This window comes from Methylobacterium sp. Leaf465, from assembly GCF_001424705.1.
In the GTDB taxonomy this organism is placed as follows: domain Bacteria; phylum Pseudomonadota; class Alphaproteobacteria; order Rhizobiales; family Beijerinckiaceae; genus Methylobacterium.
Genome location: NZ_LMRA01000007.1, coordinates 179,156 through 194,130 on the forward strand (window position 1 = coordinate 179,156; position 14,975 = coordinate 194,130).

Below are 14,975 nucleotides of genomic sequence, written 5' to 3' on the forward strand. Positions count from 1 at the left end.
GTGGAATCCGATGCAGCGGACCTACGCAGGATGGCTTGCGCGGGGCTGGGTGGGTGGGGCGCGGGGGCGGGTGAGCCGCGAAAACGCACCGGCGGCCCGGCCGCGCGTTAGGGAGGAACCCGATACAGCAGCGAGACACGCCATGAGCAGCAGCGCGACCCCCGACAACGACCACGAGCCCGCCACCGTCAACGTCTCGGAGCCCTGGACCCTGGCCTACTGGGCCCGCCGCTTCGAGGTGCCGCGCGAGGACGTCGAGGCCGCCGTCGCCGCGGTCGGCCACGAGCCCGCGAAGGTCGCCGCTGAGCTCGGCCGGCCCTGGCCCTTCGCGGGCAGCGGCATCGTCTGAGGCGCGCGCCCTAGCGCCGCCCGGTCGAACCGAACCCGCCGGTGCCCCGCGCACCGGCCTCCCCGGAGGGCGGCACCGCGTCCGAGGCGACGCGGAGCGTGAGCGCCGGCCGGGCCACGCGGGTGAAGACGAGCTGGGCGATGCGGTCGCCGGGCTCGATGCGCAGGTCGGTCCCGCCGGGATTGCGGTTCCAGGCCGAGATCATCAGCGGCCCCTCGTAATCGGCGTCGATCACGCCGGTGCCGTTGCCGAGGACGAGGCCCTCGCGATGGCCGAGGCCGGAGCGCGGAAAGACGAGGCCGCACCAGCCCGGGTCGCCGATGGCCAGGCTGAAGCCCGCCGGAATCAGGGCCGGCGGCCCCTGGGGCGCCAGCGCCAGCGGCGCGTCGAGGCAGGCATGCAGGTCGAGGCCCGCGGCGGCCGCCGAACCCCAGCGCGGAAAGCCCCAGCCGGAGAGGCGGCCGTCCAGGAGGCGGATCTCGACGGCGAGGGCCGCGCTCACGCCGTCCGGGCCGCGATGGCGTCGGCCAGGGCCACGGTGCGGGCGGCTTCGGCCGCGTGCAGGCGCTCCACCATCTGGCCGTCGAGGCCGATGACGCCGCGGGTGCGGTTCTCCGGTTCGGCGAAGGCGGCGAGGATGCGCCGGGCCCAGGCGATCTCGGCCTCGTCGGGGCCGAAGGCGGCGTTGGCCGGGGCGATCTGGTCGGGATGGATCAGCATCTTGCCGTCGAAGCCGCAATCGCGGCCCTGTGCGCACTCGGCCGCGAAACCGGGCGCATCGCGAAACGCGTTGTAGATGCCGTCGATGACGTCGATCTCGTAGGCGCGCGCGGCCGCGATCACGCTCATCAGCCAGGGCATCAGGGCGGGGCGGCCCGGCACGCCGAGGCGCAGCCGGCTGGCCTTGGCCAGATCGTTCGGCCCCACCATGAGGCAGGCGAGCCGGGTGTCGACGTCCCGAGCCGAGCTGGCGATCTCGGCGAGGTGCAGGATCGCCATCGGGCTCTCGATCATGGCCCAGGTCCGGGTCCGGTCCGGGGCGCCGAGGCGGCGCAGGCGCGAGCCCACCGCCACCAGGGCGTCGGCCCCCGTCACCTTCGGCACCACGATCGCGTCCGGCCCGGCCGGCGCGATGGCGGCGAGGTCGTCCGCGCCGTCGGGCGTGTCGAGGGCGTTGATCCGCACCACCACCTCGCGCGGGCCGAAGCCGCCCTCGGCCACGGCGCGGGCCACGGCCTCGCGCGTCGCGGCGCGGGTCTCGGGGGCCACCCCGTCCTCGAGGTCGATCATCACCACGTCGGTGGGGAGGGTGCGGGCCTTCACGAGCAGGCGCTGATTCGACCCCGGCATGGCCAGGACGCTGCGGCGCGGGCGGATCTCGGTCATGGCGCATCCCTCGAGGCACGGTCGGGAATCGGGCGCCGCACGTCCGCACCCGGCGGCGCGCCGTTCCGGTCGAGGCCTCGACCGGCAGCGACTCGCCCTCGGCCCCGGCGATAGCCTCCCGCGAATCCCGATTCAAGGCGGCGGCGCGGACCGAGCGCCGGCCCGTCCTCCCCGGAAAAGCGCGTCGGCCGCGGCCGGTCCGCCCCTGTCCGGGGCCCGTGTCATCGAACTGTCGCGCAATCGTCATACCGCCTTAGCCCAACCGACCGTATGGCGCGGTGCACAACGGCGCACGGGCGCCGCGCCCGGGCCGATGCGCGCTCCTCAAGGAGACCACAGATGAAATTCACGACCCTCGCCGCCCTCGTGGGCCTCGGCCTCGCCACTCTCGCCCCCGCTCAAGCGGCCGAGATCACCGGCGCCGGCGCCACCTTCCCGTTCCCGGTCTACTCCAAGTGGGCCGAAGCCTATCGCAAGGAGAGCGGCCTCGGACTGAACTACCAGTCCATCGGCTCGGGTGGCGGCATCAAGCAGATCCAGGCCAAGACCGTCGATTTCGGCGCCACCGACGCGCCGCTGAAGGGCCCCGCCCTGGAGAAGGACGGCCTCGTCCAGTTCCCGACCGTCATGGGCGGCGTGGTCACCGTGGTGAATATCCCGGGTGTCGAGCCGGGCAAGCTGAAGCTCACCGGGGAGGTCATCGCCGAGATCTACGCCGGCAAGATCGCCAAGTGGTCGGACGCCAAGATCGCCAAGCTGAACGAGGGGCTGAAGCTCCCCGACGCCAACATCACCCCGGTCTACCGGTCCGATGCCTCGGGCACGACCAACATCTTCACCACCTACCTCTCCCAGGTCTCCGAGCCCTGGAAGAAGGAGTACGGCGCGGCCACCACGATCAGCTGGCCGGTGGGCCAGGGCGGCAAGGGCAACGAGGGCGTCACCGCCACCGTCAAGCAGGTCCCGAACGCCATCGGCTACGTCGAGTCGGCCTACGCCAAGCAGAACAAGCTGAGCTACGCCCTGATTCAGAACAAGGCCGGCAAGTTCCCGCAGCCCGACGACAAGGCCTTCCAGGCCGCCGCTGCCAGCGCCGACTGGAAAGCCGCCCCCGGCTTCGGCATCTCGCTGACCAACGAGGGCGGCGAGGGCGCCTGGCCGATCACCGCCGCCACCTTCATCCTGGTCCACAAGGACCCGGCCGACGCGGCCCGCACCGCCGAGGTGCTGAAGTTCTTCGACTGGGCCTACAAGAACGGTGACAAGCTCGCCGTCGACCTCGACTACGTGCCGCTGCCCGACACCGTGGTCAGCCAGATCCACGACGCGTGGAAGGAGATCAAGGGCAAGGACGGCAAACCCGTCTTCAACATGTAGGCCCGTCCTCACCCGGGAAGCCGAACCTCGCGGGCGCTCCGCCCGCGGGGCCAGGGGGCGAGCCACCGCGCCCCAATGACTGCGACCGACGGGCCCGGCGTCGCGATGCCGGGCTCCCCCTTCGCCACCCCCTATCGCCACCCCTTGGCAACGATCCGGTGATCCCCCCTCGCGCCGACGACCGGCGCAGGGTAGGACGCCGCCCGGTGAAGAGAAGACATTCGGATGGCCGCCTTGACTGACCAGATCGCCCTGACGCGGGGCCGCGCCGCGGCCCGCAAGACGCCCGGCGGCCTCGGCGACAGCCTGTTCCGCGCGGCCTCCTACGGCGCGGCGATCCTGGTGCTCCTGTTTCTGGCCGGCATCCTGGCCTCCATCGCGTACGGCGCCTGGCCGGCCTTCCAGGAATTCGGCCTCGGCTTCATCACCTCCAGCGTCTGGAACATCGGGCAGGAGCAGTACGGCGGCCTCGTGGCCATCGTCGGGACCCTGGCCTCGGCCGTCCTCGCCCTGCTGATCGGCGTGCCGCTCTCCCTCGGCATCGCCGTCTACCTGACGCAGCTCTGCCCCGGCTGGGCCCGCAAGCCCGTCTCGATGACCATCGAGCTCCTCGCCTCGGTGCCGAGCATCATCTACGGCATGTGGGGCCTGTTCGTGTTCGCCCCGCTCTTCGCCCGCTTCGTGCAGGTGCCGGTGTCGAACCTCGTCGAGGGCATGCCGATCGTCGGCACCCTGTTCTATGCCCGCGTCCCCTCGGGCGTCGGCATCCTCACCGCGGGCATCATCCTGGCCATCATGATCGTGCCCTTCGTGGCCTCGATCACCCGCGACATGCTCGACCAGATCCCGACGGTGCTGCGGGAGAGCGCCTACGGCATCGGCTGCACCACCTGGGAGGTGGTGCGCCACGTGCTGGTGCCCCAGGCCTCGGTCTCCATCATCGGGGCCATCATGCTGGGCCTCGGCCGGGCGCTCGGCGAGACCATGGCGGTGACCTTCGTCATCGGCAACGCCAACCGGCTCTCGGGCTCGGTCTTCGACCCGGGCTCCACCATCGCCTCGCGCATCGCCAACGAGTTCAACGAGGCCGACGGCATGCAGCTGAACGCCCTGATGGCCCTCGGCTGCATCCTCTTCGTCATCACCTTCTTCGTCCTGATCGTCGCGCGCCTCCTCACCCGCCGCGCGAAGGTCGCCTGAGGCCAGCCTCACCGAGTCGTCAGGAGCCGCATCATGGACGCCGCGAACCCCCTCACCACCGCCGCCCCGGCCCGGATCAGCCGGGTCCGGCCCGGCCGCCGGGTCGCCGACCGGATCCTGATCCTGGCGAGCACGATCGCCACGCTGGTGGGCATCGTCGTGCTCGGCTCGATCCTGTTCATGCTGGTGGTCGAGGGCATCAAGGGCGTCTCGCCGACCCTCTTCACCGCCCCGACGCCGGGGCCCGGTTCCGAGGGCGGCGGCATCGCCAACGCGATCCTCGGCAGCCTGGTGATGACCCTCCTGGCCATCCTGGTGGCGACGCCCGTCGGCGTGATGGCGGGGACGTTCCTGGCCGAGTACGGCCGCAACTCGAAGATCGCCGACGTCATCCGCTTCCTCAACGACATCCTGCTCTCGGCGCCCTCGATCCTCATCGGCCTGTTCGTCTACACGCTGATGGTGCGCCCCATGGGCTCCTATTCCGGCTGGGCCGGCGCGGTGGCGCTGGCCATCATCGCCACCCCGGTGATCGTGCGCACCACCGAGGACATGCTGCGACTCGTGCCCTCGACCCTGCGCGAGGCCGGCGCCGCGCTGGGCGCCCCGCCCTCCATCGTCATCCGGAGCATCACCTGGCGCGGCGCCAGCGCCGGCATCGTCACCGGCATCATCCTGGCCCTGGCCCGCATCGCCGGCGAGACCGCGCCGCTGCTCTTCACCGCGCTCAACAACAACAGCTGGTTCGCCCCCAATCTGATGGGCGGCGTGCCGAACCTGCCCGTGATGATTTACCAGTTCGCCCTCTCGCCCTATCCGAACTGGCAGCAGCTCGCCTGGGCCGGCGCCCTCCTCATCACCGTCACGATCCTCGCCCTGTCGATCGTGGCCCGCTTCGTCATCAAGACCGAGCGGTCGCGCTGACCACCCGCGCGCCGCCTGTCCCCGCCGCTTCGCCCGATAGGATCTTGAACCGATGAACGCCGCCCCCGGGATCACGTCCGCGCAGCTCACCGGACGCCACAAGGCCGACGAGTCCTCACCGGTCCGCATCGCCGTCAAGGACCTGAACTTCTACTACGGCAGCTTCCACGGCCTGAAGTCGGTCAACCTCAACTTCCACGACCGCCAGGTCACGGCGCTGATCGGCCCGTCGGGCTGCGGGAAGTCCACCCTGTTGCGCACCTTCAACCGGATCTACAGCCTGTATCCGGACCAGCGCGCGGAAGGGGAGATCCTCCTCGACGGCCAGAACGTCCTGGATTCCGGGGTCGACCTGAACGAGCTGCGCTCGCGCATCGGCATGGTGTTCCAGAAGCCGACCCCGTTCCCGATGTCGATCTACGACAACGTCGCCTTCGGCCTGCGCCTCTACGAGAAGCTGCCCAAGGCCGACCTCGACATGCGCGTCGAGGAATCCCTGCGCAAGGCCGCCCTCTGGGACGAGGTGAAGGACAAGCTCAAGCAATCCGGCATGGGCCTCTCGGGCGGCCAGCAGCAGCGCCTCTGCATCGCCCGCACGGTGGCCCAGCGCCCCGAGGTGATCCTGTTCGACGAGCCGACCTCGGCCCTCGACCCGATCTCGACGGGCCGCATCGAGGAGCTGATCGAGCAGCTGCGTTCGGAATTCACCATCGTCATCGTCACGCACAACATGCAGCAGGCGGCGCGCATCTCGCAGTTCACCGCCTTCATGTATCTCGGCGAACTGGTGGAGTTCGGGCCCACCACGCGCATCTTCATGAATCCGGAGAAGCGCCAGACGCAGGACTACATCACCGGCCGCTTCGGCTGATCCTCCGCCGGCCGGTCTCGGCCCGCGTCCCCCATCACCGCCAGGGCGGGCCCCGGACAGGCGGGCCCGATCGAGGAGCGAACCCCATGCCCGACCACATCGTCAAATCCTACGATACGGACCTCGAGGACCTGCGCCGCTCGATCTCCGAGATGGGCGGCATCGCCGAGAAGATGATGACCGAGGCCGGCGAGGCCCTGGTGCGCCGGGACGCGCCCCTGGCCCAGGCGGTGATCGCCGCCGACGCCCGCCTCGACACCCTCCAGCGCGAGATCGAGGAGCGGGCGATCCTGCTCATCGCCCGGCGCCAGCCCCTGGCCATCGACCTGCGCGAGACCGTGACGGCGATCCGCGTGTCGAACGATCTCGAACGCATCGGCGACCTCGCCAAGAACGTCGCCAAGCGCGTCGTGGCGATCGCCGACCAGATCCAGCCGCAGAAGATCGTCATCGGCGTCCAGCACATGAGCGACCTGGTGCAGGAGCAGCTCAAGGACGTCCTCGACGCCTATGCCAGCCGCGACACCAAGGCGGCCCTCGACGTCTGGGAGCGCGACGACGCCATCGACGCCCTCTACAATTCCCTGTTCCGCGAGCTCCTGACCTACATGATGGAGGACCCGCGCAACATCTCGTTCTGCACGCATCTCCTGTTCGTGGCCAAGAACATCGAGCGCATCGGCGACCACACCACCAACATCGCCGAGACGATCCACTACCTCGTCACCGGCGAGAATCTCCTGGCCGAGCGCGAGCGCCCGAAGAACGACGCGTCCAACTACGCCACCGTGGACATGCCCGGCGCGGCCTGACCCCCGTGCCGCTCTGATCGAAAGCGCACGATGAGTACGCGTATCCTGATCGTCGAGGACGAGGAGGCCCTGACCCTCCTCCTCCGCTACAACCTCGAGGCCGAGGGGTTCATCGTCGACTCGGCCGCCCGCGGCGACGAGGCGGACCTGCGCCTGCAGGAGCAGGTGCCCGACCTCGTCCTGCTCGACTGGATGCTGCCGGCCCTGTCGGGGATCGAGCTCTGCCGCCGCATCCGCGCCCGGCGCGAGACCGAGCGGCTGCCGGTCATCATGCTCACGGCGCGGGGCGAGGAGGGCGACCGCATCCGGGGCCTCGGAACGGGCGCCGACGACTACATCGTGAAGCCGTTCTCGGTGCCGGAGCTCCTCGCCCGGGTCCGCGCCCTGCTGCGCCGGGCCAAGCCGGCCCACGTCGCCAACCTGCTGGTGGCCGGCGACATTGAGCTCGACCGGGTCAGCCACCGCATCCGCCGGGAAGGCCGCGAGATCCATCTCGGGCCGACCGAGTTCAAGCTCCTCGAATTCCTGATGCAGAGCCCCGGCCGGGTGTTCTCGCGCGAGCAGCTCCTCGACGGCGTCTGGGGCCACGACGTCTACATCGACGAGCGCACGGTCGACGTCCATGTCGGGCGCCTGCGCAAGGCCCTGAACCGCCCGCGCCAGAGCGACCCGATCCGCACGGTCCGCGGCTCGGGCTACTCCTTCGACGAGATGTTCGAGGCCGAGGCCGAGTAGCCGATCCCGAGGCGCGCCGGCCCAGCCGTCAGGCGGACAGCCGAGCCCGCCGCCTAGGCGAAAATCATCGCGTCGGTGGGCAGGTGGACGGTGAAGGCCTTGCCCTCGTCGACCCAGCCCGGACCGGCGGCGCCGTGGTTGATGCCGTTGGCTTCCTCGGCACTGCCGGCGAAGTGATGCTGGCCGGTCTGGGTGTTGTAGAAGCGCTCCAGGGTCAGGCCGCCGGGGGCGCCCGCATCCGCGTAGGCCTCGAAGGCCACGCCCTCGTACGTGTAGGTCGGCGCCGTCTTGAGGACCTGGTCCCGCTCGGCGACGCTCGTCGTGAAGAAGTGGGCGTTCGAGGCCGTGTCGAAGAACCGGAACACGTCCACCGTGTCGGCGCCCTGGGCCGGGGCCGCCCACGGGGTGCCCTCGTAGGTGAACCACGGCAGCGTCTTTTCGATCTGCGCCTTCTCGGCCGTGCTCGTGGTGTAGAAGTGATCCCCCGTATGGGTGTCGTAGAACCGATAGACCGCCGTGACGGCGGTGCCGGCGACCGGGCTCGTCTGTGCCGCCGCGGCCACCACCGGGGCGGGCGGCGCACCGTACAGGGCCTGGATCCCGGCGATGTCGCCGGCCGCCAGGGTCGTGATGCCCCTGTCGAGGATGGCGTTCATCACCTCGGGCTTGGCGTCGTAATGGTCGAGGCCGAGCGCGTGGCCGATCTCGTGCAGCGCCACCAGGGAGAGATCCACGTTCTGGGTGCCGACGATGCGGGCGCCGGAGGCGTGCCAGCCCTCGCCGCTGTCGAAGGTCACCTCCGCGGACTGCATGCGCTGGCCGCTGTAGGAATAGGTGGCGTAGCCCAGGGTCTTGCCGAGCCCGTCGATCCCCCCGAGGGTGAAGTCGATCTGGGCGTTGGCCGTCGCGGCCACCTGCTGGAAGGCGATGTCGGCGGCGGCGGCCCAGGTGGCGAAGGCGGCCTGGAGGAGGCTCACGAAGCCGGTGGGGATCGTGCCATCGACGGCCCAGGTGACGGTGCCGCCGCCCGTGCCTGCCGCGCCCGTCCCCCAGCGCGGACCTTCCAGCGCATAATCCCCCATCGACCGCCCTCCCGTGCGTTCGGGCCAGGGTCGGCGGCAGAGGTTGCGAAATCCTTACCGGACCGGCCGCCACGCGTCGGGGCGGCACGTTCTCACACGATGCTGCGCACCACGCCGCCATCGACGCGCAGCGCCGCCCCGCTGGTGGCGCTGGCGGCCGGGCTGCAGATGTAGGCGACCATGCTGGCGACCTCCTCGACGGTGGCGAGGCGGCCGATCAGCGAGGTCGGGCGGTGCTCGGCCACGAAGGCGCGGCCGGCGGCGTCGAGGTCGACGGCGCCCCCGGTTCCGCCGTCCTGCCCCTGCGCCATGCTCTTCATGAAATCGGCGACCCCCTCGGACAGGGTCGGCCCCGGCAGCACGCTGTTCACGGTGACGCCGCTGCCCGACACGGTCTCGGCGAGCCCCCGGGCCACGGCGAGCTGGGCGGTCTTCGTCATCCCGTAATGGACCATCTCCACCGGGATGTTCACGCCGGATTCGCTGGAGATGAAGACCACCCGGCCCCAGCCGCGCGCGACCATGCCGGGAGTGTAGGCCCGCGCCAGGCGCACGCCGCTCATCACGTTGGTCTCGAAGAACCGCTGCCAGTCCTCGTCCGGGATCTCGAAGAACGGCTTCGGCTCGAAGATGCCGGTGTTGTTCACCAGGATGTCGACGTCCGGCAGGCCGGCGACCACGCGGGCCGCCCCGTCCGGACTGGCGACGTCCCCGGGCGCCCCGATGAAGCCGGCACGGCCGGTCTCGCGCTTCAGGCGGTCGACGGCGTCGCGGACGCGGTCCTGCGTCCGCCCGTTGATCGCCACGTTGGCGCCGAGCTCGCCCAGGGCCTTGGCGATGGCGTAGCCGATGCCGCTGGTGGAGCCGCTGACGAGGGCGCGCTTGCCGGACAGGTCGAGGTTCATGGGATCGTCCTTCGGAGAGGCACTGATCCGGGTCAACGCACAGGTCGGGCCCTGGTGCGATCGCGGCGGATGCGTCAGGCGCGGGGCTGGCGCCGCAGGACGCTGGTCACCGCCCCGAGGCTCGCCAGCGCGACGGCGCACCACAGGGTCGCGGTCACCGGCCCGGCCGGCGGGCCGCCCTGGTGCAGGCCGAAGATCACCGCCACCAGGGCCGCGCCGAAGGATTGCCCGGTGAGGCGGGCGGTGGACTGCATCCCGCTCGCCCCGCCGCTGCGGTCCCGCGGGGCGCTGGTGATGATGACCTTGTTGTTGGGCGACTGGAACAACCCGAAGCCGAGGCCGCACAGGGTCAGGCGCCAGGCGATGTCGGGATGCGACGCGCCCGCGGGGAGGAGGGCCGTCGCCGTCAGGCCGGTGGCCATCAGGGCGAGGCCGAGGCCGCCGAGCAGTCCCGGGGCGTAGCGGTCGGCGAGGCGCCCCGAGATCGGGGCCATCAGGGCGATGGCCAGGGGCCACGGCGTCATCAGGAAGCCGGTCTGGGTCTCGGAGAGGTGCAGGACGTCCTGGAAGTAGAAGGGCAGGGCGACGTAGGCCATCATCTGGGCCGCGAAGGAGGCGACCGAGCTCGCCATCGACAGGGCGAAGGCGGGAATCCGCAGGAGGTCGACGGGCAGGAGCGGGCGCGCCAGCCGGGTCTGGGTCCGGACGAACACCGCGCCGATCGCCAGGGCCGCCCCGATCTCGGCCAGCGCCACGCCGCGGGTCGCCGGGTCGCCGAGGCCGTCGACCCCGATGATGAGGAGCCCGAAGGTCACGGCGTTGAGGAGGGCGCTGCGGAGGTCGAAGCGCCCGCCGCTCCGGGGCGTCACCGGGAGGGTGCGGGCCCCCACCGTCAGGGCGATCAGCCCCACCGGCAGGTTGACCAGGAACAGCCAGGGCCAGCTCGCCACCGACAGGATGGCGGCCGCCACCGTCGGACCGGCGGCGGAGGCCATGGCCACCACCAGGGCGATGTTGCCGACGCCGCGCCCGATCATCCGCTGCGGGTAGATGAAGCGCACCAGGGCGGTGTTCACGCTCATGATGCCGGCGGCCCCGAGCCCCTGCGCGATCCGCGCGGCCACCAGGGCTTCGAAGCTGGGGGCGAAGGCGCAGGCGACGGACGCCGCCGTGAACACGGCGAGACCGGCGAGGTAGATCCGGCGATAGCCCAGGATGTCGCCCAGGGCGGCCAGGGGCAGCAGGGCGGCCGTCACCGCGATCTGGAAGCTGTTGGTCACGAAGATCGCCGCGGAGGGCGCGACCCCGAGGTCCTTGGCCATCACCGGCAGGGCGACGTTGACGATGGCGCCGTCGAGGACCGCCATGGTCATGGCGAGGCCGATCGCGAGGAGCGCCAGCATGCGTTCGCGCACCGGAATGCCGTCCAGTCCGGGCTCGGGCGGTGTCCGGGGCGAGAGATCCTGGTGCGGGAGATCTTGACCCTGGGAGGGATCCTGATCCCGGGACGTCGTCCGGTCCGGGGAGGAAGGTCGGCCGCGCGGATCCGGGCCGGGAACGTCGGTGGTCATGGCCGAGCCCTGGGACGCCGGGCCGGAAACCGCAAGGGCCGGGGAAACGCGGCGTGTCGTTTGTCACCGGGATCGGGCGACGCTGGTGCGGAACCTGCGCTATGTCAGCCCAGTGCGTAGGATTGCGCGCCGTTGCCGGGACCCCACATGGACGCGCTCCTCAAACTCTCCGCCCTGCTGCTGGCGGCCCTGCTGTCCGTGGCGCCCGCCGCCGCCCAGCCGACCGCCAACGACACGGCGCCCCTCGGCATCGCCCTGGAGGGCTTCGCCTACCCGTACCCGGTCTTCTATCTCGAGCGGATGCGCGACGGCGAGCGCCAGCGCCTCGCCTACATGGACGTGCCCGCGGAGGGACAGGCCAACGGCCGGACCGTCCTGCTGCTGCACGGGCGCAACTTCCCGTCGAGCTACTGGCAGCCGGTGATCCAGGCCCTGACCCGCGCGGGCTACCGGGTGCTGGCCCCGGACCAGCTCGGCTTCGGCAAGTCGGCCAAGCCCGTGGGGCCCTACACCTTCGACGCCATGGCGGCCGACACCGTGGCGCTGCTCGACTCCCTCGGCCTGGCGCGGGTCGACGTGGTGGCCCATTCCATGGGGGGGATGCTGGCGGTGCGCCTCGCGCGCAATGCCCCGACCCGGGTCAACAGCCTCGTCCTCGAAGCGCCGATCGGCCTGGAGGATTACCGGTTCACGGTGCCGCCGGTCTCCGACGCCACCCTGCTGCGCCTGGAGGGCGACGCCACGGCGGAGTCCTACCGCCGCCAGCTGATGACGAACTACGCCCTGTCGCTGCCGGCCTCCGCCATCGAACCCTTCGTGTCGCTGCGCGAGCGGGTGAAGGGCTCGGGCGAGTATCCGCGCTGGCTGCAGTCCTTCGTCAATGCCTACCAGGCGATCTGGGGGCAGCCGGTGGTGCACGAGATCCCGCTGCTCCCGGTCCCGACCCTCTTCATCATGGGCGAGAACGACCACAACGCCCCCGGCAAGCCCTTCGCGCCGGAAGCCCTCCGGGCCGGGATGGGGCGCAATGCCGAGCACGCGCGGACGCTGGCCGGCCGGATGCCGAACGGCCGCGCCGTGGTGCTGCCCGGCATCGGGCACCTCGTCCACATGGAGGCGACGGACCAGTTCAACAGCCTGACGCTCGAATTCCTCGACGGCCACTGAGTGCCGGGCCACCACGACGGGAGAGACGACATGAGCGTGCGCATGGATGTCGGCGTGATCGGCCTCGGACGGATGGGCCGCGGCATGGCGGCGAGCCTGGTCCGGGCCGGGCACAGGGTCCGGGTCTGGAACCGCTCAGCCGGCGCGGCCGACGGGCTCGACGGGGTGGTCCCGGTGGCGAGCGCCGCCGAGGCCTTCGCCGGGGATGCGGCCATCACCATGCTGGCCGACGACGCGGCCCTGCGGGCGGTGATCGTGGAGGGCGGCCTCCTCGACGGCCCCGGGCGCCCGGGCCTGCATCTCTCGATGAGCACGATCTCGGTGGTCCTGGCGCAGGAGCTCGCCGCCATCCACGCCCGCGCCGGCGTGCCCTACATCGCCGCTCCGGTCTTCGGACGTCCGGACGTCGCCGAGGCCGGAGCCCTGAACATCGTGGCGGCCGGAGATCCGGACGCGATTGCGCGGGCCCAGCCGCTCCTCGACGCCCTGGGCGCCCGGACCTGGGGCTTCGGGACCGAGCCGCACCGGGCCAACGCGGTGAAGCTTGCGGGCAACTTCATGCTGATCGCGGCGATCGAGGCCATGGGCGAGGCGTCCGCCCTGGCCGAGGGCCACGGGGTGACGGGGGCCGACCTCCTCGACCTCCTGACGAACACCCTGTTCGCTTCCCCCGTCTACAAGAACTACGGCGCGCTCATCGCGGCCCGGCGCTACGAGCCGCCGGGGTTCAACCTCAAGCTCGGCGCCAAGGATGTCGGCCTGGCGCTCTCCGCGGCCGGGGCCGCCGGGGTGCCGATGCCCTTCGCCAGCGTGCTGCGCGACAACCTCATCGAGGCGATGGGCCACGGCGACGCCGAGAAGGACCTCGCGGCCCTCGCCGAGGTCGCCCGCCGGCGGGGCCGGACGGCCTGAGGGCGGTTTCCGCCTTCAGCGGAAGACGAAGAGCGACACGCCGACCACCACCGGCACCAGGGCGGCGAGGCCGATGAACAGCGGCATGACCCAGCCGCCGCCGGTCTCCGGCCTCGCGGCCTCCCGCGCCTTCGGCGGCGCGGCCTCGGTCTTCCGGGCGAGCGCCACGCGGGCATGCGAGGGGGCGTTGCCGGCCGCCTCGTCGTCGGTGCCAAGCTGCGACAGGCCGGGGTCGTACTGGGCGATCTTGTCCCCGGTCCGGCCGCTGTCGATGTCCGCCTTCAGCATGGCGGTGGTGGGCCGGTCGGATTCGGGCGGCGTCGCGACCGCGAGGTTGCCCGGGGACGGGGGTGTTTCGGATCGTAAGGTCATGGGGGGCTCCGTGTCCGGGGGCGGACCTGTGGGGAGGCAACGCGCCATGGCCTCGCCCGTTCGTCGCCCGCTCTGACGCAGCACCGCGCCACGCCTCGGGGGCCCAAGCCGCGCCACGGGCGAAAATCGCGTCCCCGTCCGGGGTGACCGGGGTCCGGCCCCTGTGCTTTCGGCGGGAGAGCGCGGCATCGGCCCGGGTCACGAGCCTGTCGCCGGACTCGCCCGCCCGGAGGGCCGCGATCCCGCAGGAACAGGCCCGGGCGCCGACGACGGGCAGGGGCGTCCAGCGCGCCGTCGGGGCGCAACCGGTTGTCGAGGCCGGTGAGCAGACCGGTGCGGGCCAGGCGCTCGACGGGAAGGACGCACCGGAGACGGCCCGCAGCGTGGCGCGGTCCTCCAGTGCGGACCACGCTTCGACGATTTCCCGGAACGCCTCCGTCGCGCGGACGTCCGGCAGGATCGCGTCGATCCGGTCGATGACGGCCCGCCCCCAGGGCGTGCGCGCGCCCAACACCCGGCTGAAGCGTGGGGCCGGATTCTCTGTCATGGGCCACCCGATCTAGGGCCGGGGCTCGCCCAGCGCCCGGGCGGAGGAGGCCGCGATGTCGGCGTGACCGATCACGTCGTCGAGGCGTCCGTTCTGGAACATCCGGAAGGCCTCGTCGAACGCGGAATGCCCCTGCGGCGCGCCCGCGCCCTGCGGGATCGGGGCGATGGCGGGCCCCATGGACCGGTTGCGCAGGACGCTGGTGCGCAGCTCCGGATGCTCCGTGAGCAGGCTTCGCAGCCAGAGGGCCCCTCAGCGCCGAAGATGGCCGAGGGGCAGGGCGGTCGTGTACTTCACCTGTCCCAGGGCGAAGCTGGAGCGGATGCTCGCGACGCCGGGAATTCGGGTGAGGTAATCGAGCACGAGCTTCTGGAACTGGCCCAGATCCTCCACCACGACGCGCAGCATGTAATCGGCCTCGCCGCTCATCAGGTAGCACTCCATCACCTCGGGACGGTGGCGCACCGCCTCGTCGAAGGCCGTGAGCGCGGTCTGGGTCTGTTTCTCCAGCGTGACGTGGACGAAGACGTTGACCGGCAGCCCGAGGGCGATCGGATCGGCCACCGCGACGGAGCGCTGGATGACGCCGCTGGCCTTCAGGTCGTTGACCCGGCGCCAGCACGGCGAGGTCGAGAGCCCGACCTCCTGCGCCAGCTCGGCGACGCTGATCTCGCTGTCCCGTTGCAGGCGTTCGAGGATGCGCAGGGAGGCGTCATCCAGCATGATCGACCGCGGCGGCATGATCTGTCCCCAAACCGGATGCAT

The 14,975-nt window shown here is 71.5% G+C and carries 17 protein-coding genes; 9 read left to right on the plus strand and 8 right to left on the minus strand.

Annotated elements, in window-relative coordinates; all coding sequences use genetic code 11:
• Positions 1 to 142 precede the first annotated feature (142 nt).
• Complete coding sequence (locus tag ASG51_RS07090; RefSeq protein WP_056213289.1) at positions 143 to 349, plus strand: DUF3606 domain-containing protein; 207 nt, start codon at positions 143 to 145, stop codon at positions 347 to 349.
• A 10-nt stretch (positions 350 to 359) separates the two neighbouring features.
• Here ASG51_RS07090 and dut read toward each other — a convergent pair whose 3' ends face one another.
• Both dut and ASG51_RS23955 read right to left on the minus strand, forming a co-directional pair.
• The gene (dut, locus tag ASG51_RS23950; RefSeq protein ID WP_056379914.1) at positions 360 to 851 is read right to left on the minus strand and encodes a dUTP diphosphatase; all 492 of its coding nucleotides are present in this window, start codon (positions 849 to 851) and stop codon (positions 360 to 362) included.
• Positions 848 to 1,735: a CoA ester lyase gene (locus ASG51_RS23955; RefSeq protein WP_056379916.1), complete on the minus strand. Its 888-nt coding sequence runs from the start codon at positions 1,733 to 1,735 to the stop codon at positions 848 to 850. Before ASG51_RS23955 ends, dut begins: the two co-directional genes overlap by 4 nt.
• A gap of 339 nt (positions 1,736 to 2,074) precedes the next feature.
• On the opposite strand from ASG51_RS23955, the gene pstS reads away from it, so the two are divergent.
• The 6 genes from pstS (at position 2,075) to phoB (ending at position 7,654) form a co-directional block, all read left to right on the plus strand.
• The gene (gene pstS / locus ASG51_RS07105) at positions 2,075 to 3,112 is read left to right on the plus strand and encodes a phosphate ABC transporter substrate-binding protein PstS (protein WP_056213297.1); all 1,038 of its coding nucleotides are present in this window, start codon (positions 2,075 to 2,077) and stop codon (positions 3,110 to 3,112) included.
• Positions 3,113 to 3,337: 225 nt separating this feature from the next.
• Complete coding sequence (gene pstC / locus ASG51_RS07110; RefSeq protein WP_056213299.1) at positions 3,338 to 4,312, plus strand: phosphate ABC transporter permease subunit PstC; 975 nt, start codon at positions 3,338 to 3,340, stop codon at positions 4,310 to 4,312.
• Positions 4,313 to 4,345: 33 nt separating this feature from the next.
• A complete protein-coding gene (gene pstA, locus ASG51_RS07115; protein ID WP_056213301.1) occupies positions 4,346 to 5,236 on the plus strand; it encodes a phosphate ABC transporter permease PstA in 891 nt (296 codons plus the stop codon).
• A 52-nt stretch (positions 5,237 to 5,288) separates the two neighbouring features.
• Positions 5,289 to 6,107 (plus strand): phosphate ABC transporter ATP-binding protein PstB, encoded by an 819-nt coding sequence (gene pstB / locus ASG51_RS07120; RefSeq protein ID WP_056213304.1) that lies wholly within the window; start codon positions 5,289 to 5,291, stop codon positions 6,105 to 6,107.
• An 86-nt stretch (positions 6,108 to 6,193) separates the two neighbouring features.
• Positions 6,194 to 6,919, plus strand: coding sequence for a phosphate signaling complex protein PhoU (phoU, locus tag ASG51_RS07125; protein WP_056213306.1), 726 nt, complete (start codon positions 6,194 to 6,196; stop codon positions 6,917 to 6,919).
• A 30-nt stretch (positions 6,920 to 6,949) separates the two neighbouring features.
• Positions 6,950 to 7,654, plus strand: a complete 705-nt coding sequence (phoB, locus tag ASG51_RS07130) for a phosphate regulon transcriptional regulator PhoB (RefSeq protein ID WP_056213308.1) — start codon at positions 6,950 to 6,952, stop codon at positions 7,652 to 7,654.
• Between the two features lie 53 nt (positions 7,655 to 7,707).
• Here the strand turns inward: phoB and ASG51_RS07135 are convergent, their stop codons facing one another.
• The 3 genes from ASG51_RS07135 to ASG51_RS07145 all read right to left on the minus strand — a co-directional run bounded on the left by ASG51_RS07135 (position 7,708) and on the right by ASG51_RS07145 (position 11,044).
• Positions 7,708 to 8,736, minus strand: a complete 1,029-nt coding sequence (locus tag ASG51_RS07135) for a matrixin family metalloprotease (protein WP_056349582.1) — start codon at positions 8,734 to 8,736, stop codon at positions 7,708 to 7,710.
• A gap of 92 nt (positions 8,737 to 8,828) precedes the next feature.
• Positions 8,829 to 9,641 carry an SDR family oxidoreductase gene (locus tag ASG51_RS07140; RefSeq protein WP_056379918.1) on the minus strand — a complete coding sequence of 271 codons (813 nt, stop codon included), beginning with the start codon at positions 9,639 to 9,641 and terminating at the stop codon, positions 8,829 to 8,831.
• Between the two features lie 74 nt (positions 9,642 to 9,715).
• Positions 9,716 to 11,044 (minus strand): MFS transporter, encoded by a 1,329-nt coding sequence (locus ASG51_RS07145; RefSeq protein WP_056379920.1) that lies wholly within the window; start codon positions 11,042 to 11,044, stop codon positions 9,716 to 9,718.
• 315 nt (positions 11,045 to 11,359) lie between these two features.
• On the opposite strand from ASG51_RS07145, the gene ASG51_RS07150 reads away from it, so the two are divergent.
• The gene (locus tag ASG51_RS07150) at positions 11,360 to 12,379 is read left to right on the plus strand and encodes an alpha/beta fold hydrolase (protein WP_056277245.1); all 1,020 of its coding nucleotides are present in this window, start codon (positions 11,360 to 11,362) and stop codon (positions 12,377 to 12,379) included.
• 42 nt (positions 12,380 to 12,421) lie between these two features.
• Positions 12,422 to 13,291: an NAD(P)-dependent oxidoreductase gene (locus ASG51_RS07155; RefSeq protein WP_056277316.1), complete on the plus strand. Its 870-nt coding sequence runs from the start codon at positions 12,422 to 12,424 to the stop codon at positions 13,289 to 13,291.
• A gap of 15 nt (positions 13,292 to 13,306) precedes the next feature.
• Here ASG51_RS07155 and ASG51_RS07160 read toward each other — a convergent pair whose 3' ends face one another.
• The 3 genes from ASG51_RS07160 to ASG51_RS07170 form a co-directional block, all read right to left on the minus strand.
• Positions 13,307 to 13,663 carry a hypothetical protein gene (locus tag ASG51_RS07160; RefSeq protein WP_056213320.1) on the minus strand — a complete coding sequence of 119 codons (357 nt, stop codon included), beginning with the start codon at positions 13,661 to 13,663 and terminating at the stop codon, positions 13,307 to 13,309.
• Between the two features lie 559 nt (positions 13,664 to 14,222).
• Complete coding sequence (locus ASG51_RS23960; RefSeq protein WP_156389604.1) at positions 14,223 to 14,390, minus strand: hypothetical protein; 168 nt, start codon at positions 14,388 to 14,390, stop codon at positions 14,223 to 14,225.
• A gap of 72 nt (positions 14,391 to 14,462) precedes the next feature.
• Positions 14,463 to 14,951: an Lrp/AsnC family transcriptional regulator gene (locus ASG51_RS07170; RefSeq protein WP_056277320.1), complete on the minus strand. Its 489-nt coding sequence runs from the start codon at positions 14,949 to 14,951 to the stop codon at positions 14,463 to 14,465.
• Positions 14,952 to 14,975: the final 24 nt, after the last annotated feature.